Source organism: Hyphomonas sp. UBA4494 (assembly GCF_002388935.1).
Lineage (GTDB): Bacteria > Pseudomonadota > Alphaproteobacteria > Caulobacterales > Hyphomonadaceae > Hyphomonas.
Genome location: NZ_DGNK01000012.1, coordinates 161,639 through 180,625, shown reverse-complemented (window position 1 = coordinate 180,625; position 18,987 = coordinate 161,639). Strand labels below are relative to the sequence as shown.

At 56.4% G+C, this 18,987-nt stretch carries 18 protein-coding genes and 1 tRNA gene; 3 read left to right on the top strand and 16 right to left on the bottom strand.

All coding sequences use genetic code 11. The annotated features are described in order from the left end of the window. The 5 genes from B2P82_RS05025 to B2P82_RS05005 all read right to left on the bottom strand — a co-directional run. Positions 1-748, bottom strand: a 748-nt coding sequence (locus B2P82_RS05025) for an outer membrane protein (protein WP_290495573.1), incomplete at its 3' end; no start/stop codon positions are given. A 254-nt stretch (positions 749-1,002) separates the two neighbouring features. Beyond that, positions 1,003-1,079, bottom strand: a tRNA-His gene (locus B2P82_RS05020). Between the two features lie 86 nt (positions 1,080-1,165). Then, a complete protein-coding gene (nusG, locus tag B2P82_RS05015; RefSeq protein ID WP_034812852.1) occupies positions 1,166-1,708 on the bottom strand; it encodes a transcription termination/antitermination protein NusG in 543 nt (180 codons plus the stop codon). A 46-nt stretch (positions 1,709-1,754) separates the two neighbouring features. Further along, positions 1,755-1,964 carry a preprotein translocase subunit SecE gene (gene secE, locus B2P82_RS05010; protein ID WP_034812848.1) on the bottom strand — a complete coding sequence of 70 codons (210 nt, stop codon included), beginning with the start codon at positions 1,962-1,964 and terminating at the stop codon, positions 1,755-1,757. Positions 1,965-2,090: 126 nt separating this feature from the next. Next, positions 2,091-2,966 (bottom strand): SMP-30/gluconolactonase/LRE family protein, encoded by an 876-nt coding sequence (locus B2P82_RS05005; protein ID WP_290495571.1) that lies wholly within the window; start codon positions 2,964-2,966, stop codon positions 2,091-2,093. Positions 2,967-3,220: 254 nt separating this feature from the next. Here B2P82_RS05005 and mazG point away from each other — a divergent pair, with 254 nt between their 5' ends. Continuing rightward, positions 3,221-4,057 carry a nucleoside triphosphate pyrophosphohydrolase gene (mazG, locus tag B2P82_RS05000; protein WP_290495569.1) on the top strand — a complete coding sequence of 279 codons (837 nt, stop codon included), beginning with the start codon at positions 3,221-3,223 and terminating at the stop codon, positions 4,055-4,057. Here mazG and hflX read toward each other — a convergent pair. The 9 genes from hflX to B2P82_RS04955 all read right to left on the bottom strand — a co-directional run bounded on the left by hflX (position 4,044) and on the right by B2P82_RS04955 (position 15,709). Further along, positions 4,044-5,360 carry a GTPase HflX gene (hflX, locus tag B2P82_RS04995; RefSeq protein WP_290495567.1) on the bottom strand — a complete coding sequence of 439 codons (1,317 nt, stop codon included), beginning with the start codon at positions 5,358-5,360 and terminating at the stop codon, positions 4,044-4,046. The two genes, mazG and hflX, sit on opposite strands and share 14 nt — an antisense overlap. 6 nt (positions 5,361-5,366) lie before the next feature. Beyond that, positions 5,367-5,615 carry an RNA chaperone Hfq gene (hfq, locus tag B2P82_RS04990; RefSeq protein WP_034812840.1) on the bottom strand — a complete coding sequence of 83 codons (249 nt, stop codon included), beginning with the start codon at positions 5,613-5,615 and terminating at the stop codon, positions 5,367-5,369. A gap of 79 nt (positions 5,616-5,694) precedes the next feature. Then, the gene (locus B2P82_RS04985) at positions 5,695-7,101 is read right to left on the bottom strand and encodes a potassium transporter TrkG (RefSeq protein ID WP_290495566.1); all 1,407 of its coding nucleotides are present in this window, start codon (positions 7,099-7,101) and stop codon (positions 5,695-5,697) included. Between the two features lie 3 nt (positions 7,102-7,104). Then, positions 7,105-8,478: a Trk system potassium transporter TrkA gene (gene trkA, locus B2P82_RS04980; RefSeq protein ID WP_290478840.1), complete on the bottom strand. Its 1,374-nt coding sequence runs from the start codon at positions 8,476-8,478 to the stop codon at positions 7,105-7,107. A 22-nt stretch (positions 8,479-8,500) separates the two neighbouring features. Next, positions 8,501-9,889 carry a nitrogen assimilation response regulator NtrX gene (gene ntrX / locus B2P82_RS04975; RefSeq protein ID WP_206990434.1) on the bottom strand — a complete coding sequence of 463 codons (1,389 nt, stop codon included), beginning with the start codon at positions 9,887-9,889 and terminating at the stop codon, positions 8,501-8,503. A gap of 13 nt (positions 9,890-9,902) precedes the next feature. Then, positions 9,903-12,167: a sensor histidine kinase gene (locus B2P82_RS04970; RefSeq protein WP_290495565.1), complete on the bottom strand. Its 2,265-nt coding sequence runs from the start codon at positions 12,165-12,167 to the stop codon at positions 9,903-9,905. Between the two features lie 110 nt (positions 12,168-12,277). Then, positions 12,278-13,654 (bottom strand): sigma 54-interacting transcriptional regulator, encoded by a 1,377-nt coding sequence (locus B2P82_RS04965; protein WP_290495563.1) that lies wholly within the window; start codon positions 13,652-13,654, stop codon positions 12,278-12,280. Then, the gene (locus B2P82_RS04960; RefSeq protein WP_084333139.1) at positions 13,647-14,720 is read right to left on the bottom strand and encodes a two-component system sensor histidine kinase NtrB; all 1,074 of its coding nucleotides are present in this window, start codon (positions 14,718-14,720) and stop codon (positions 13,647-13,649) included. The genes B2P82_RS04965 and B2P82_RS04960 overlap by 8 nt, the downstream gene beginning before the upstream one ends. Continuing rightward, a complete protein-coding gene (locus B2P82_RS04955; RefSeq protein ID WP_290495561.1) occupies positions 14,720-15,709 on the bottom strand; it encodes a tRNA dihydrouridine synthase in 990 nt (329 codons plus the stop codon). Before B2P82_RS04955 ends, B2P82_RS04960 begins: the two co-directional genes overlap by 1 nt. A gap of 118 nt (positions 15,710-15,827) precedes the next feature. Here B2P82_RS04955 and B2P82_RS04950 point away from each other — a divergent pair, with 118 nt between their 5' ends. Both B2P82_RS04950 and B2P82_RS04945 read left to right on the top strand, forming a co-directional pair. After that, entirely contained in the window at positions 15,828-16,970 is a 1,143-nt protein-coding gene (locus B2P82_RS04950; protein WP_290495560.1) for a bifunctional 2-C-methyl-D-erythritol 4-phosphate cytidylyltransferase/2-C-methyl-D-erythritol 2,4-cyclodiphosphate synthase, read from the top strand. 51 nt (positions 16,971-17,021) lie between these two features. Next, positions 17,022-17,513, top strand: a complete 492-nt coding sequence (locus tag B2P82_RS04945) for a CinA family protein (protein WP_034812824.1) — start codon at positions 17,022-17,024, stop codon at positions 17,511-17,513. Here B2P82_RS04945 and B2P82_RS04940 read toward each other — a convergent pair. Beyond that, positions 17,510-17,968: a type II toxin-antitoxin system RatA family toxin gene (locus B2P82_RS04940; RefSeq protein ID WP_034812822.1), complete on the bottom strand. Its 459-nt coding sequence runs from the start codon at positions 17,966-17,968 to the stop codon at positions 17,510-17,512. The genes B2P82_RS04945 and B2P82_RS04940 overlap by 4 nt on opposite strands. Positions 17,969-17,970: 2 nt before the next feature. After that, a complete protein-coding gene (gene lipA / locus B2P82_RS04935) occupies positions 17,971-18,948 on the bottom strand; it encodes a lipoyl synthase (RefSeq protein ID WP_290495558.1) in 978 nt (325 codons plus the stop codon). Positions 18,949-18,987 lie beyond the last annotated feature (39 nt).

The window sequence follows — 18,987 nt, the reverse complement described above, 5'->3', positions numbered from 1 at the left end:
GGGGAGGTGGAGGTGGTGGCGGTGGCGGTGGCGGTGGTGGCGGTGGCGGTGCACCAAATGCGAAACGCATGCCTACAGTTGCCAGGTGAGCCTCGTAATCGGCATCATAGTTCGGGCCGCCATGAACGCCACCGAAGTCAAGACCTTCAGCAACTTTGTAGCGATAGCCCAGATCCAGCGTCAGCTGATCAGATACTTTGTAACCGAGGCCAAGCAGACCCTGGTAAGCAAAGCCCGTGTCGCTGTCGGAGAAACCGTTAGCAGCGGAAACGTCGGTACCGTTGGTGAAAACAAGGTTATTCGCTTTGGCATTCGCGCGCAGGACACCAAGACCCAAGCCGACATAGGGCTGGATCTCGCCTTCGCGGTTGAAGTCGTAAATGCCGTTCAGCATGAGTTCCATTGTCTGCAGGTTACCAGCTGTGGCTGGAACCGCACCGGATGGAGCGCCATTGTAGGAAGCAGCCGGAACGCTCAGGTCGTCATCGCCATAGCCGCCGACACCTTCAAGGCGGAAGCCGTTGTCGAAGCCATAACCAAGACCGAGATCGAAACCGATGGTCTCATCAGCGTCGGACGTACCGCCCATCGTACCGACGACATCGCGGTCGGCAGGATCATGGTCGAATTGGCCCGAAAATCCGTAAGTTGCGTCGGCGCGGGCGTACCACCCGTCCTCAGCATGTGCGACAAAGCCGGCAGACGCAAATGCGGCCGCGGCTGTCGCGCACATAAGAGTTTTCTTCATACTCAATCCCCTTTTGTGTGCCGAATGACGGGATTGTCCTCGGCCGCAGGTTCATACGGGTTAAACCACGTATGGTTCCTGAATAAACTCATTTATCAGATACTTCGAGCCCTATTAGAGTCGCGTATCAGTTGAATAGCGGCATTTTTTATAACCGCGACCCAATTGCAACAGATTGTTGCCGACTCGTCAAACTTTTGGAACTTGCAAATTGCCAATGTTTTCAATGGTCGGGAACAATTGACAAGAAAAAATGGTACCGCCTCCCCGGCTCGAACGGGGGACCCCTAGATCCACAATCTAGTGCTCTAACCAACTGAGCTAAGGCGGCACGATGAGCGGGAAATACCGCTCAATTCGTTTTGTTTCAAGCAAAACCCGGTAGCGAACTGCGCTCTACCTGATTCGTCTGACAAATCAGACTTTTGCGACTTGCTCGAACTCGAGATCGACCGGTGTTCCGCGGCCGAAAATGGAAACCGTGACCTTGAGGCGACCGTTTTCCTCATCGATTTCTTCAACAGAACCTTCAAAGCCCTGAAACGGACCATCGTTGACCTGAACCTGTTCGCCGATTTCGAAGGAAATCTGCGGACGCGGACGCTCGGCAGCTGAGTCGGTAGAGGAACCAAGAATGCGATCAACTTCACGCTGGCGAACTGGAAGGGGTTTCTTGCCACCTTCTGCTCCGAGGAAGCCCGACACTTTCGGCGTGTCTTTTACGAGGTGATAGACATCATCCGTCATGACGGCCTTCATAAGGACATAGCCCGGGAAGTACCGGCGCTCGACGGTCTTCTTCTTACCGCGCGCGACTTCGACGACTTCTTCGGTCGGCACCTGCATGTCTTCAATCAGGTCTGCCAGTCCTTTGCGTTCCGCTTGTTCGAGAATGGTCGAAGCGACCTTCTTCTCGAAGTTGGAATAAGCATGGACAATGTACCATTTGGCTTCAGCCATGAGGCCTACGCGCTCCCTAATGAAATGTTGACGGGCCGTTCTGGTCTCAGAGGCCCGTTATCGCCTTAACGGCCAAATTGATGACGAAATCGGCTAAGAACAGAAAAAGGGCGATCAGGATAGACATGATAACAACAAAAATCGTCGCCTGGATCGTTTCCTGACGGGACGTCCACGTCACCTTGTTCCCTTCGGCACGAACCTGCCGAAAGAAGGTAATAGGACCTACGCGTTTCTTTTTCACCTTATCGGCCATTCCGACTCTCTCTTGAAAAGCGGGGAGTTAGCGGTTTTGAGCCGCCACGTCCACGGTTAAGTACACTGCTGGCATTGTCTAGGCTAGGTGGTGTCTTGTGCAGGTCCTGCAAGGGAACGCTTGAGCTCAAAGCGGTTTGCCAAATTCGCGAGGCGGCAAACCCGGAACATCCACCCGAATCGCAAACAGGCTGCCTGATAAGGGTCGGGCATCCAGCTGCGGAAAGGACAAGCCGGATCGCGCGGTCGTTATGAACAGCGTCTTCAAGTCGTCATCTCCAAACGCCACGCTGGTCGGGCGTGTTGCCGCAAGAACGATTATCCGGTCAATCTCTCCATCCGGGGTCAGTCGAATGACTCGAGATGCATCCCACAAACAGGTCCAAAGACAGCCTTCCGAATCAATGGCCGAACCATCTGGATAGCCCGCTAGCTCGAAAGTATCAGATAAAACCTTTCGCCCGGACAGCTTGCCGGTCTCCAGATCATGATCAAAAGACAGAATTTCCTGTTCTGCAGAATCGCATGTGTAGAACTTCCGTCCGTCTGGAGAAAATTGGAACGTATTGGTAATTAGGACCGATGGCAGGCGTAGCGCGTCAACTGACCCATCCAGGCTGAATTTGTAGTAGCCACCCTTCGGTTCCTTTTCGGATTCGTCCATTGTACCGAACCATAGGGACCCGTCCGGCGCGATGCCGCCGTCATTCGTGCGATTTGTTTCCGGCTCCTCAACCAACACGGCTAGACGATCATAGGCTTCGGTCGACGGGTCGTAGACTCCGATTTCCCGGTCACCGGCCATAAGTATGCTACCATCATACAGAGCGAGCGTACTGGCTTTTATGGGCAAGTCATAGCGTCGTGTATTGCCGGTTCTTGGATTGAATCTGTGCAGTTTCGCCCGCTTGATATCCACCCACCACAGGAAGCCTTCCGATGGGCTCCAGAGCGGCCCCTCACCTAGCGTGCATCCTGTCGGCGCAACACATTCGGGCGTCATGAACATCAGGCATCCTCGTTTTGGCAGATTACGCAAGTCCGACTCATCGTAGCGACTCGTTCGTCGACAAACCAGAAAGCTTTGCAATCGACGGCGTACCTTGGTCTCAGGCATCCTTGGCAGACCAAACCGGAGCCCAAGCACCAGGCGCATGCAATGCCACACTGATGTACCCGCCCATTCAGGTCACGCGACATCGACAAATTGTCAATCAATCAGTCGATTCCGAAGGAGAGTCAGGCTAGTCGGTTTCAATGACCGACGACATCAATTCCTATTCGCCTGCTAGCGAAGCCATGGCTCGCTTGATCGACATCATGGCGAAACTTCGAGATAAGAACACGGGCTGTGCGTGGGATGTTGCGCAGAACTTCTCGACGATTGCACCTTATACGATTGAGGAAGCCTACGAGGTGGCCGATGCAATTCAGCGCGCCGATATGGATGAACTGAAGGAAGAACTGGGTGACCTGCTCTTTCAGGTCGTTTTCCACAGTCAGATGGCCAGAGAAGCTGGTGCCTTCGAGATTGCTGATGTGGTCGAGGCGATCAATGCCAAAATGATTCGTCGCCATCCGCACGTGTTTGGCGATGAAAGCTCAAGAACGGAGGATCAACAGGTCGCCGCGTGGGAAGTGATCAAGGCGCAAGAACGCGCTGCCAAAGGACAACCCGAAGACCCCGCCAGCGCGTTGGATGGCGTTGCGCTCGCCCTGCCATCTCTGCTACGCGCCGAGAAACTCCAGAAGCGGGCAGCGCGAGTAGGTTTTGACTGGACCGAGGCTGATGACATCTTCGATAAGCTAGCTGAGGAAACCGGCGAGGTACGTGAAGCCATCGAAACCGGCGACCCAGACAAGATAGAAGACGAGCTGGGCGATTTGCTGTTCGTTGCGGCCAATCTCAGCCGCCGCCTCAATGTGGATCCGGAACAGGCCCTGCGACGCGCCAATGCCAAATTTGAACGCCGCTTCCGCGCTATGGAAGGACTCGCTGAACAGGATGGTCAGGACTTTGCAGCGCTCGATATCGACGCGCAGGAATCTCTATGGCAGCGCGTGAAACAGCAGGAGCGCGTCAGGCAGGATTAAAGTCTGGAAATTCGGAATAGAATTGACCCAGCCTGTCATTGGGCAGGCGCGCTGTCATCACAACGTTCCCGCTGTCCAATGTCGTCTCCGAAAGGACTTCCCCGTTGCGGTGCAACCAGGCCCGGGCCCGCCCGTCCTTTGTCCCCAGCTCCAACTCGATCTCGGTCGCGCCCTTCAACAGAACGGCCTCAATGAGATCGAGCAATTCGTTGATCCCTGTTCCCGTCAACGCCGAAACAAGCACAGCCGGTGTATCGAGTGGCCCACGCGCAGAGAAGGCGAGCGCATCGGCACGATCATCCGGAAGCAGGTCGGCCTTGTTCCAGACCTCAATCATGGGCGGCAATGGCAGGCCGGTCTCGGCCTCCAATTGCTCCAGCACGATCATCACATCTTCGGCCTGTTCCAGATCTGCCCGGCTCGACCGGTCGCGCACATGGACCAGGAGGTCTGCCTGCATGGCCTCTTCCAGCGTCGCCTGGAAACTGTCGATCAGATGGGTCGGCAAATCTGTGATGAACCCGACTGTGTCGATCAAGGCCGCTTCGCCGAGGGTCGGCAGGTCAAACCTGCGGATCGTGGGGTCGAGCGTCGCAAACGGCATGTCCCGCGCGAATACGTCAGCGCCGGACATCTGGTTGAACAGGGTCGACTTGCCGGCATTGGTGTAGCCCACCAGCGCAATCACGGGCTTTCCGCTCCGCTTGCGCCCTGCCCTTTGCACGGCGCGCGTGCGCTTCACATCGTCCAGATCACGGCGCAGCCGCAGGATCTTGTCGTCCAGCATCCGCCGGTCTGCTTCGAGTTGGCTTTCACCGGGACCAGACAGGAAGCCGCCACCGCCCCTCTGGCGCTCAAGGTGGGTCCAGGTCCGCACCAGTCGCGACCGCTCGTAAAGGAGGCGGGCCAATTCGACCTGAAGACGGCCCTCCTTGGTCCGGGCGCGCAAGCCGAATATTTCGAGGATCAGGCCTGTCCGGTCGATGACCTTCACTTCAAGCTTTCGCTCGAGGTTGCGTTGCTGAACCGGTGTCAGGTCACCGTCTACGACAGCTACGGTGCAATCATTCTGGCGGAGGTCTTCGGCCAATCGATCAAGAATACCTCCCGACAGCAAGACCGACGAATTCACTTTGCGAACATGTTCAGCGCGCAGGAAGGCCAAATTACAGCCAAGCGCTTCCACGAGGCCTGCCGTTTCTTGCAGACGGTCTTCGGTGGGTCTGTTTGCAGGTGTAAACCAAGGGATAATCACGCCAGCCACCTCGGGCACTGGCGTGCGATCAATCATCCTGTCAGTCAAAATGGCCTAGTCCGCATCCATTTCCTCATCAAACAACTGCACCGGGGCGCTTGGAGCAATTGTAGAGATGGCGTGCTTGTAAACAAGCTGTGGTGGGCGTCCGTCACCGCGAAGCAGAACACAGAAATTGTCAAACCAAGTCACCACACCCTGAAGTTTAACGCCATTGACCAAGAAGACTGTCAGGGGGGTCCGGGACTTCCGGACGGCATTCAGGAAGGTGTCTTGCAAATTCTGTTTTTTGTCGGCGGACATGACGGGAATCCAATCTGGCCTGTTCTTGTTATGTGTCGCGCTAACGGGATTACAGCTTCAGTGCAAGTGCGAACAGCCGTTACCCCCTCCAAAAGCTGAGGGAAAGGGCTGGAATCAGGGCTAAAACCTCCAATCGCCCGAGAATCATTGAAAAAATGATCAATGCTTGCGCAGGCCCAGTTAAGTCCACTGGATAGCTCCCCAGTACGGCTGCTGAATTGGTCAGACCGCCAATAGAGAGACGTATGGCCGGGATGAAATCCAGCCCCAGAAAGGCAAATCCGGACATGAGCAGGAATATCGAGAGTACGTAACCGATCAGATAAACCCAGACCCCTATCACGCTTCGCTCGTTCAATTCCCGATCCCGGAAACGAAATCCCAAGACCGACTGCCGATATCCGAGTTGACGGAATTCCTGACCAGCCCTTCGGGCCAGCACAATGAAACGCGCAATTTTGACTCCGCCCGCTGCAGACAGCGCCGACCCGCCGATCAAGGCCGGCATAACCAGCACAGGAAGAGGAATGCGGTTGTAATCTGCAGGGTCAGACAGAGAGAGGCCGGACGTCGACAAGGCTGACAAAGCCCAAGACAATCCCTCCGTTACATTGAGATCGGACGCCACCGCAAAACCGACAAATACGAATAGCAATCCTACGAAAAGTGTAACTTCAGGGTCCGTAACAGCTTTGAACGGCTTCCGGTCCTTGAGCGGCAACCAGATCGCCAGGCCCATGGCGCCAACCAGTAGACCAATGCCCAAAACGATAGATGGTCCTGTGTCCAGTGGTGCGCGCATGATGCCTTGTGGGTGCACCAGGCCAGTTGTCAGCGCACTCACCGAGTCGCCCAAGGCGCGTTCGGCCGGAACCCCCATGAAGACCAGAGCGGAGAACAGGGCGAGTATTGAAATCACCATCAATATGCTGACCACGCGGGCGACGCGCGGGACAGCATTGAAGAAGCTTGTTTCCGGCACGGTAAACAAGACGGTTCGATGAATGCCTGGACCGCCGAGATTGAGCGCAGCCAACACGCTGGCAGCTACCGTTATGGTGGCGAGTCCCCCCAATAGGTGCAGCATGCCGCGCCAGACAACCAGGCTGATTGGCCACTCATTGTTCTGGACAGAAATGACCGATTGTCCGGTGGTCGTAAGACAAGCAGTCGCCTCATGTATCGCGCTGAGAACGCTATCGTTTTCGACCCCCAGCACAAACGGCAAGCTAGTCGCCACCGGCGTGATAAACCACCACAGGATAACCGTTCCCAACGCATCGGAGGGTCGGGCCTTCCTATCCGGTTTGGGTGTGAGCAGCAGAACGCTGCTTGATACAACGACAATACACAGGACCATCGTGCCGAAGGCAAAGGTCTGGCTGTCTTCACCCGCTGCAATCGCCATGAAGATTGACGGAATGCTGGCGGCAGCGACGATCAGCAGTAAGAAAGCAAGAACGCGGACGACAGAAGCGTAGTACATGATTTAGAAAAAGTCCGGACTGACCCGGAAGTACTTTTCAACCTTTCGAACCATCTCTTCCTGATAAAATATGATCAGATGATCTTCGGCTTGGACTGTAACATCAGGTCCGGCAATGAATACTTCCTTGCCGCGTATGACAGCAGCAGCGGTCATGCCTTCCGGCAAATCATCATAGCCAAGCGGCTTGCCGATCAGCGACGACGACTCGAGCGTTATTCCCTCTGCAACTTCCGCTTTGCCATCTTCAATGGACTGAAGCCCGAGAATACGCCCCCGACGCATGCGCAGTAGGATCTGTGAGACCGTGAGGGCCCGCGGATCGAGAACGGCATCCACTCGCAGATCACGTGCCAGCCCAGCCAGCTCAGTCGCATTCACGAGTGCCAGAGTACGTTTTGCGCCCGCACGTTTGGCCAAATTGGAAATCAGCAAATTGGCCTTGTCGTCATTGGTAATAGCAACCACGAAGTCGGCTTTCGGCGCACCAGCTTCCGCAAGGATATCAGGGTTCAGCCCATCGCCCTGAATGACGATCGTTCGCTTGACCTCGGACACGACTTCATTGGCCCGTTCCACATTGTGCTCAATGAGGCGGATGCGGTTCTTGCCTTCGCGCTCCAACGTGGTGGCAACATAGAGACCAACATTGCCCCCGCCAACAATCACGACATGCCCGGACTGTTCCGATTCCCGGTTGAAGATAGACGTCAGTCGGTCGGCATGTTCATCCAGAACGGCAACATAGGCACGATCTCCCACTTTCAGCACATCAGTTGCGCGAGGCGCGCGAACCGAGTCGCCCCGCCCTATCCCGACAATTCTGGCTGACAGGTCGGGAAAAAGGCCCCGCAGCTGATCTACAGGTGTGTCCAATAGAGGGTTGCTGTCATCGATCTCCAGACCAAGCAGGCGTACCTTACCCTTGCCAAAGGTCGCACTCATCACTGCGCCAGGCGTGCGGAAACGCTGGAGGATTGCTTCACCGACTTCAACTTCGGGCGAAATGACCATATCGATCGGGAGGCCTTCCCGCGAAAAGACATTCTTCCAGGCCGGATCGATATAGGATTGCTCTCGCACGCGCGCGATCTTGTATGGAACGGAAAAAAGCGTGTGGGCGATTTGGCAAATCACCATGTTGATTTCGTCGAAATGCGTCACCGCGATAATCATTTCGCAGTCAGCAGCGCCCGCCTTTTTCAACACATCAGGATGCGCGGCATGGCCCGTGAAGCCACGCACGTCCAAATCCGTAGAAACCTGGTCCACCAAGTCCGGATTTTCATCAATGATCGTGATATCATGCTTTTCGCGCGCCAAGCGCCGGGCAATTCCGTGCCCCACGCGGCCCGCACCGCAAATCAGAACATGCATGGTCTACAGCCCCTCAACGGCCTCAGCCGTCCTGACGAGTAAGATTCGAGTTTACGCCTAAAGCCTTTAATTTTCTGTGCAAGGCCGAACGCTCCATACCGATGAACTCGGCAGTACGAGAAATATTGCCATTGAATCGGGTGATCTGAAGCGCAAGATACTCTCGCTCAAACTGTTCTCGCGCATCACGCAGAGACAATCCGACAAGCTCTGCCGATCCGCTTTTGCCAACATCCCCCGGAATACCGGACGATTCGCGCGGCAGCTCATCAACACTTACCGGACGGCTGGAGTCAGATGGCGACAGGATCAGGATTCTTTCCACCACATTACGCAACTGCCGGATATTGCCAGGCCAATCCATCGATTGAAGAACGGCCATGGCCTCCGCTGAAAACGTACGAGGCGTCAGGCCAGAAGAATCAGCGATCCGGTTGGTAAAGTATGTGACGAGGTCCCCAATATCGTCTCGCCGCTCTGCAAGCGACGGGACCCGCAACGGCACGACACTCAACCGATAGAACAGATCTTCACGAAAGCGGCCTTCCGAAATTTCATGACGAATATCCTTGGTGGTGGCCGACATGACCCGAACATCTACGGTCACGTCCGACTTCCCGCCTACGCGTTGAAAACGCTGCTCGGTCAGGACCCGCAAAATCTTGTTCTGGGTCCCCAGTGGCATGTCAGCCACCTCATCAAGCAACAATGTGCCGGTATGAGCTTTTTCAAAGAGGCCAATTCGGGTTGTCCGACCCTGGGAGTCCTCTTCGCCAAACAGGGCGCTCTCCATCTGGTCCGGCGCTATGGTGGCCGCGTTCACAACAATGAAGGGGCCATTTTCGCGCAGGGAATTACGATGGATGAGCCGCGCGGCAAGTTCCTTGCCGGACCCGGCTGGCCCGGAGATCATCACTCTGGAATTCGTTGGCGCTACCTTCTCAATCGAAGCTCGTAATGCCGAAGCCGCCTGACTGTCTCCGATCCATTCTTCATTGTCACCGGCTCTGTTCTTCAGCGCAGCATTCTCGTATTTCAGCGCCGCGGACTCGATTGCGCGCTCCACCATGTGCAATAGACGATCAGTCTTGAACGGCTTCTCGATGAAGTCATAGGCTCCACGCCGGATCGCCGCGACGGCTGTTTCGATGTTGCCGTGACCGCTTATCACGATGACTGGAAGAATTGGATCAATCGACTTCAGGTATTTGAGGAGCGACAGCCCATCCATTCCACTGCCCTGAAGCCAGACATCCAACACCACGAGCCGTGGCGTTCGTGCACGGACTTCCTCAAGAGCGCGTTCGGCGGTGTCGGCCGTACGGGCTGAATAGCCTTCATCTCCCAGCACACCCGCAATCAGTTCACGGATATCTGGTTCGTCATCAACCACAAGAATGTCCAAGGCCATAACGCAGGCTCCTCTACACTAGTCCGGCACGTGCCGGTGATTCATCTGTTTCTTCTTCGGGCGTCACTTCAAAAGCGTCGTGCACCCGCATCGCATTGTGCGGCAGCCAAACGCGCACTCGCGCCCCGCGCATCCCATCAAGCCTGTTCTGAAGCGAGATAGAGCCACCATGATCAACTATGATCCGATTGACGATGGCCAGACCAAGTCCGGTCCCCTTTTCGCGCGTCGTGACGTACGGCTCCAGCAAGCGGTCGCGTGCGTCCTCTGGAAATCCGGGACCATTGTCTTCGATGGTAATATCAACGCCCTTGTCAGTATCCGAGAGCACAACTCGAATTTGGCCACGCACCTCAGCCTCTTCCGGCATGCCCTCGATCGCCTCTGCAGCGTTCTTGAGCAGATTGCCCAGCGCCTGACCGATCAGGCGTTCGTCGCCAAGATAGGAGACCTTTTCAAGCTCTGATTCAAACTCCACGGCAATATCCGGCGTAACCATGCCTTGAGAAAAGCTGGTCGCTTTCAACAGGGACGTCATATCGAACTGGCTGGCATTCGGCTTCGGCATGCGAGCGAATGAAGAAAACTCCTCAACCATTCGGCCTATGTCGCCTACCTGACGCAGAATTGTTTCGATGCACCGGTCAAATACGCCGTCAGTATCATCAATCTTGTCGGCATAACGCCTCCTCAGGCGTTCCGTGGACAGCATAATAGGCGTCAGTGGATTGCGAATCTCATGCGCGATGCGACGGGCGACATCTCGCCAGGCCAACTGTCGCTGCGCATTCACAAGCCGCGTTGTATCATCGAAGGTCAAAACGCAGCCGCCTGCCGGATCTGGCGCTGTCTTGAGCCTGAAGTGTCGTATGGCACCGTTGCGATTGATGTCGATAGACGCATCGACCGGAGAGTTCTGCTGTAATGTATCGTGAGCATATCGAACGAAGTCAGGTGCCACCGCGCCCAGGCTCTCACCGTCTTCAATCGCATCAATGCCGAGCAGGTCTCCGGCGGACCTGTTGGCAAGCGTGACAACCATATTGCCATCCATACGGATAACGCCCGCGCTGACTTCCGCCAGCAATGTCTCGACAAAGCGCCGGCGGTCTTCTTCCACTTCGCGCGCCTGGATGAGCGCATTTCGCTGTTCTGACAATTGCTCTGTCATCGCATTGAACGACTGGCTCAGAGCATAGACCTCGTCCTTCGCACCCGTCACAGGAACGCGAACAGTGAGATCTCCGTCGCGCACGGTATGAGCTGCAATTGCAAGGCGACCAATGGGGCCGGTCACCCGACCAGCTGCTTCGAGGCCCAGTCGACCAGCGAGCAGCAGAACCAGCGCCGCGATTTGCGCATAGCCAATGGCGAAAATCGTCTGCAACCGGCCACCCTGCCGCTTGGCATTATTGTATTGAATGATCTCGGCTTCGGCTTCGCGGAGACGCACGGCAGCGTTCCGATCAAAATTCTTCACCGCATAGATGTATCCATCCAGCGGTTCCGTAATATGGATCAGGGCTGTTGCGATGCCTCGATTTTCATAAAGCGTGGTCGCAATCTCGCCCCGGTCCGCCTCTTCAAAGGCAGGAGCCGGGGGCGGAATCAGGATCGCATCCTGCACGCTCTCCTGAGCAATCAGTTCAACACCATCGGCCCCCAAAATGGCGATGGTGAGGAAATCGCGAAAGGCGAGTTCCGAACGCAAGCCTTCCGAGAATGCGAGGGACGCTTCAGATGACAGGTTTCTGGCGGCTTCTGCGTCTGTGAGATTGGCCTCAACTTCACGCGCGAAGTTTTCAACATCAAGCGCGGCGAGGCGCACATCCACGTCAAACGTAGTCTCGAAATTATCGACATAGGTACGAAAGATTTCAGCGTTCTTTTCCATGACGGAATCGACGCGCTCTCCAAGCCAGTTATCCAGGCCTTGGGTAAAAATGGCTCCCAGAAAAACCGCGACGATGGCCGATGGAACAAGCGCGGAGAAACCGAACAGCATGACGAAACGGCGGGCCAGCCTGCCGCGTCCCTCGCTCTCGCTGTTCGACTGGATCGTCAGATACTCGCGAACAATGATGGTCGCGAGCACAATAATGACGACAAAGTTCAGCCCCAGCAGCCAGGGTGTGGCGCCGGCGGTCGGATTGTCAGGATCAACTCCGGATATGGCAATGAAGGTCGCAAACACGGCGACGAGAGCCGCAATGATAAAGAGACCTTCAAAGAGTGCCCAACTGGCCTTGGTGGCTTGCTGGCTCAGTACATTCGACAACGATACACCGTTCTACACATGGCCGCCCCGGCCCAGTTGCGCTTAAGTCACACTTTCGTGCCTCAAAAGCAACAGTGGTGCAGTAAAGCCACAGTCGTCGATGCAGTCAATCACTCTTCTGCAATCCCCAATGCGTTGATCTTGGCTCTCAACGTGTTGCGGTTCATGCCCAGCAATTGCGCGGCCTTGACCTTGTTGCCCGCAGTCACTGAAAGAGCCAACCGGATCAGAGGTCGCTCAACCTGATCAATGACGTTGGAATACACACTGGAATCCTCGTGGTCGCCACTCGCAATCAGGTCCCCCATCACATAGCGGTGCAACAGGGTTTCAATATCTTTTTCAAAGCCCGCACTCGATCCCTTCTGCTCGCTGGCACCGGCGCGGAGCTCCCGCTCCACATCGCGCAATGTGATCGTTTCGTCGGGACAAAGCACTGCCAGCCGCAAGACAAGGTTTTCAAGTTCACGCACATTGCCCGGCCAATCATAGGCGGTGAGCAGATCAAGCGCTGATTTGTCCAGCGTCTTGGCGGCCAGGCCCTGTCGCTGTGCCCGGATGAGAAAAGCCCGAGCGAGCTCAGGAATGTCCTCCTTGCGAAGTCGCAGAGGCGGCATGGTCAGCCGCACCACATTCAGTCGATAATAGAGGTCCTCGCGGAACTTGCCGTCATCAACCAGCCTACCGAGGTTTCTGCGGGTGGATGCAATGATCCGCGCGCCACTTGAATCCCGCATCAACTTCACAAGCTGCGTCTGCGCTTCAGCGGGAAGATCACCAATCTCGTCCAGATAAAGTGTGCCGCCTTTCTGGTGGACAGCGCCCTGTTCGCCATTGTGGCCAAATAGCTGACGATTGATTTCCGAAGCAGGTAGTGCCGCAAGATCCAAAGCGACGAAGTTTCCATTTTTCGCGTCGCCAAGTTGATGGATCGCACGTGCCGCCAACTCTTTGCCGGTCCCGCTCTCTCCCTCAATCAGCACAGTCAGATCGGTGTTCATCACTTTCGCGATGATCCGATAGACTTCCTGCATCGCATCAGACCGCCCAATCAACGGAAGACCCGCATCGCTGATGGCCTTTTGAGACTCGGGATTGATTGCGCGGGCAGACACTTTGGGTTGTGATTTCAAGGCGCGCTGGACAAGCCCGGACAGCATGTCGATGTCGAATGGCTTGGGCAAATAGTCGAACGCACCATGCTGCGCCGCCGAGGCTGCGGTCAGGATTGTATTCTGGCCACTCATGACGATGAAGGGCAGATCGGGTCTGGCGAGCTTCAGCGAAGGGAGCAGGTCAAAAATGGAGGCGTCCCCAAGGAACACATCCGAGACGACCACGTCGCCCTCCCCGTTACGCACCCAGCGCTCCAAGGCCTCAGGGGAACTCGTCGCCCGGACCTCATAGCCCGCAGCCACGAGGGTCTGGTTCACAATCAATCGAATGCTTGCATCATCTTCTGCAAGCAGAACGGTTTTCTCAGCCATCGGTCTTTTCCCCAGTACCAAGCGGTAACAATACTGAAAAGCGCGTCGAGCCCGGCACGCTGTCTACACGAATCTGGCCGCCATGAGCGGTCACGACTTCCTTTACAATCGACAGTCCAAGCCCACGGGCCCCAGACTTGCTGCTCTGGAAAACCTCGAAAATGGTGTTTTGCCGATTGCGAGCTATGCCCTTTCCGGTGTCTTCTACCGAAACCAGCATTGCGCGGCGAAGACCTGCACCCAGTCGCGCCTGACGGAAAGAAAGACCGGCGGCATAGGAGGTTCTTACCGTCACCTTGCCCGGCGTGTCGCCGTCCATCGCGGCTTCCGCAGCATTGCGGATGAGATTTTGGAAAGCCTGCTGCAGATGGTCAGAATCCCCAATCACTGGTGGAAGCGATGGATCAAAGTCCCGTTTGAATTCCACCTTGCTCCCCATCGCGGCACGTTCCGAGGCCAAAACGCGCTCCAGGAGAGCGTGGATATTGAAAGGCTCCATGTGCGGCGCTGAAAACAGTTCGAATGCCGAAAGGCGGTTCACCAGTCGTTCTATGCGCCGGGCCTCTTCCTTGATGATTGATAGCAACTCGGACTGGCCATCGACCGATTGGCGTTCGAGCAATTGCGCGGCACCGATAATGCCGCCGAGCGGGTTTTTCACTTCATGGCCCAATATGCGACCGAAACCAGCCACACCAGCGGCAGACTCGTTGACGTCCCGCGTAGCGGCTTCGCACATGGCGATCATGAAACCATTATCGTCAGTTGATCTGACCCAAATATCGCAGATCTGTCGCGACATAAGACCAGGACCGGTGATCGGAGTCCCTGGCGCAGTAATATCGCCCACGGTTCGATGGGCCCGGTCAAGCAGTTCGAAGACCGGGGAGTCGTGATAGACGATCTCGCTCAGAGGCTTGCTGCGAAGGCCCCGACGAGACAGCTGCAACAGGCTTTCCGCTGCCGCGTTCACCTCAACAACCTTCCTGCGTGAATCAATCAGCAACAACGCAATAGGAGACAGATCTCCCAACCTCGGAGCTGACATGGCGACGTCGCTGGCCATCAGGCGGCCTCCATTTCTTTGGTTCTTGAGTAGACGGCACGAAGCGCCGATTTCAGTTCTTCGAAATCGGCGATTTGACAGAGCCGGGAGCGAAGCCTCCGCCGCGCATCCGATTCGAGCGGCAGGTGGACAGCATCAATCGCCGCCGAAACGTGCTTGCGTACCGTGCGAAGACCGAGAAACTCTCCGTAGAGTTCAACACTGTCAGAAACCTGCTCAAGCAGACTATCGAGTTGCTCGGAAAGGCCAGGCATATGGAAGATTCTACCTTCGAGATGAGCGCTGATTTGACCCGGCAGCCAGGGACGACCCATGGCGGCGCGGCCAATCATGACGCCATGCGCGCCCGACTGCGCAAGCGCAACATCAGCATCTTCGGACGTCTCGATGTCGCCATTCACGATCACTGGCAGGGATACCGCCGCAACCGTGTCAGCCACCCGCGCCCAGTCTGCATTGCCTTTGTAGAATTGGCATCGCGTCCGGCCGTGAACGGTGAGCATACAAATACCCATCCGCTCGGCAGCGGCCGCGATCTCCGGCGCGTTCAAGCTCTGGTCGTCCCAACCAAGGCGCATTTTCAATGTCACGGGCAGGCCGGCTGCGCCATCAAGGGCAGCTTGAATAATTTCGAGCGCCAGAGGCACATCCCGCATCAGGGCAGAACCTGACTGCGCGCCCGTCACCTGACGAGACGGACACCCCATATTGATATCGATCACGTCGACGCCGGTCTCACGCAACAGTTGCGCCCCCCTCAGCATCGCCTCAGGACGGCTGGCCGCGAGTTGGACGATCCAGTGCCCCTGGCCATCATGACGACATGTGCGACGCACCACATCCGGACGAGCTGCAGCGAGCATGTCACCGGCAACCATTTCTGACACGACAGCAGGCGCGCCAAAACGACTTGCTTGACGACGCATCGGCGCATCTGTCGCGCCGGACATCGGCGCGAGCCATACTCGAGGTGCCCGAAAATTGGTCATTCTACTATCTTTCCGTTTTTTTAGACTTTCGCAAGTGCACAATATGCAAGCAGTTTTCCGCGAATGTCGCCACAATCACCTGTAGCCAACCTTTGCGACCTCCCATAAAAAGCGTCGTATGAACAAGGTGATCGCCATCATAGTCGCCGCAGGCCAAGGTCGACGGGCAGAGAGTGCACGTGCGAAACAGTGGTGCGATCTCAATGGCCGACAAGTCATCGAGTGGTCAATTGAGGCTTTCAGGACACACCCTCGTATTGATGAGATTATTGTCGTTACAGGTTCGGATGTCCCGGAGGATTTCACTCCAACACACTGCCTATGCGTATCCGGTGGAGCCACCCGCACACTATCCGTCCGCAACGGGCTCAATGCGATCAATGCCCCGCAAGACGACGCAATCGTCCTGATACATGATGCGGCAAGACCGGGGCTGACCCATAAGGTGATCGATGTTCTATTGGACGCCCTGAACACACATGCTGCTGCAGCACCTGCCCTGCCCGTCCAGGATGCGTTGAAACGACAGACGGACAACACCCTGGAGACCGTCTCCCGCGAGGCCCTGTTCCGCGTCCAGACCCCTCAGGCCTTCCGGTTTGGCGCCATATCGCACGCACTCGAAGAGGCGAGTGATGATCTGGTTGACGATCTGGCAGCGATTGAGGCGCAAGGCATCGAAGTAAAACTCGTGCGCGGCTCGGACTGGCTGCACAAAATCACCTATCCCGAGGATTTCGATATGGTTTCGAGGCTCATGGCACCACCAGTCAGTCATATGCGTATCGGAAAGGGGTTCGACGTCCATGCTTTTGAACCAGGAGATCATGTCACGCTATGCGGCGTAAAAATCCCGCACTCCGCATCGCTGAAGGGGCATTCTGATGCAGATGCTGCCTGGCATGCCCTCACCGACGCAATTCTGGGTGCGGCTGCACTTGGCGATATTGGCGATCACTTCCCTCCAAGCGATGACCGGTGGAAGGATGCCGATAGCGGCATGTTCCTCAAGCATGCCCAACGGCTTGTCGGCGAGCTGGGGCTAGCCATAGGAAATTGCGACATCACCGTGATCTGTGAAACACCGAAGGTGAAACCGCATCGGGAAGGTATGCGGGTTCAGACCGCGGAGTTGCTCGACCTGCCTCTGGAGGCAGTGAGCGTGAAAGCAACGACAACCGAAGGGCTTGGCTTTACCGGTCGCCGGGAAGGCATCGCCGCCGAGGCCGTCGTCACGCTTTACCCAACGACGACCGACTGAGGCTCAAATCTGCTCTTCACGGCAGGCCGAACTCCCCATATCGTGCGCCACATGTTTCCAGACCGACTCCGAAATCTCGCAATGTTGATCCTCGACGACGCGGCTCAAGCTCGCCTGCGCATCTGCACGGCCGAAAGCTGCACAGGTGGCCTTCTTGCAGGCTTGCTGACAGACATCCCCGGCAGCTCCGCCGTGTTCGAACGGGGCTTCGTCACCTATTCCAACCGCGCCAAAGAAGAAATGCTGGGCATCGCTGGCGATGTCATGGCTGACTATGGTGCCGTGTCCGAGCCCGTTGCGCGCATGATGGCAGAAGGCGCGCTGGACGCCAGCCGCGCTAATATCTCCGTTGCCATCACAGGCGTAGCTGGCCCCGGTGGCGGCACCCCCATGAAACCAGTGGGGACCGTCCATGTGGCGTGTGCGCGCGAAAATCGCGCCGTCATTCATGAAATGCTTCAGGTTGGCGATATCGGACGTGAGCAGATTCGTCTCGCGGCAATGGAATGCGCGCTGAAACAGATCCAGATGCAGATCGCCTAGGCTGAACCGCCATAACGCCGCTCGGCCTCGGCCAGGAAAGCCGAGAGGATCTTGTTGACCGCAAGCTCCTGATTGGCGGCGGCCAGCATGCCGATGAACGGATTCCGAAAATCATAATCGATTGAAAGCGAAATATCAGAGCCATCCTGGCTCGATGCAAGAATCGTCCACTCGGCTTTCAGCTTCCGAAATGGCCCTTTGACCAGGGACGCAACCACATTGCCGGCATTCGGGTCGGCCACGACTCGCGTGGTGAACCGCTCAACGAACCCCTTGAAGCCAACGGCGGCCTCTCCGATACAGGTAAAGCTGCCATCCTGGCGCGCCGTCATTTCGGACACGCGCATGGCGGTGATCCACTTAATGAAGTTCGGATACGCCGCAATGTCGGACACAAGCTCGAAAGCCTGCTCCCCACTATACGGAACACGAACAGATTTCGAGAAATGCGGCATGCCTAAACGGCTGCAGCGGCCATCTTGGCCTCACGCGCAGCCCGCAACCGGGCAAAATCTTCGCCCGCATGGTGCGACGACCGGGTAAGAGGTGAAGCTGACACCATCAGGAAACCTTTGGAGCGGGCGATTTCCTCATATGTCTTGAACTCTTCCGGCGACACATAGCGATCGATCGCGGCATGCTTGCGAGTCGGCTGCAGATATTGACCGATGGTCAGGAAGTCGATTCCGGCTGACCGCATGTCGTCCATGACTTGCATGACCTCTTCCTTGGTTTCACCCAAACCCACCATCAAACCAGATTTTGTGAATTGGGTCGGATCACGGTCCTTCACTTTCTCCAGAAGTCTGAGGGAATGAAAATAGCGCGCGCCCGGTCGAATGGACAGGTAAAGGCGAGGCACCGTTTCGAGATTGTGATTGAATACGTCCGGCTTGGCGTCGATCACCAGATTTTCGGCACCGTCCTTGCGCAGAAAATCTGGCGTCAGGATTTCGATTGTGGTACCGGGTGACATCGCCCGGATTGCCTGAATCGTGTTGACGAAGTGCATCGCCCCGCCATCAGGCAGGTCATCCCGATCTACCGATGTGATAACAACATGCTGCAAGCCCATTTCGGCGACGGCCTCTGCCACACGGCGCGGTTCATCTTCTTCTACCCGGCCCGGAGTCAGTGGCTTGCCTGTGGAAACATTGCAGAAACTGCATGCCCGGGTGCATATCTCACCCAGAATCATCATCGTGGCGTGTTTCTTGTCCCAACACTCTCCGATATTCGGGCATCCGGCTTCTTCACAAACAGTGACCAGCCCTTTCGACTTCACGATCTGGCGCGTTTCAGCATAGCCCTGCGAGGTCGGCGCTTTAACACGAATCCAATCAGGTTTGCGCAGGAGCGGCGTATCTGGCCGCGACTGCTTTTCCGGGTGTCTGTGCTTACGCGTGCTTTGCGTCAGATCGATGAGATTTGCCATGGCGTGAAAATGGACGTGACCAGCTGTTTCATCAAGGGA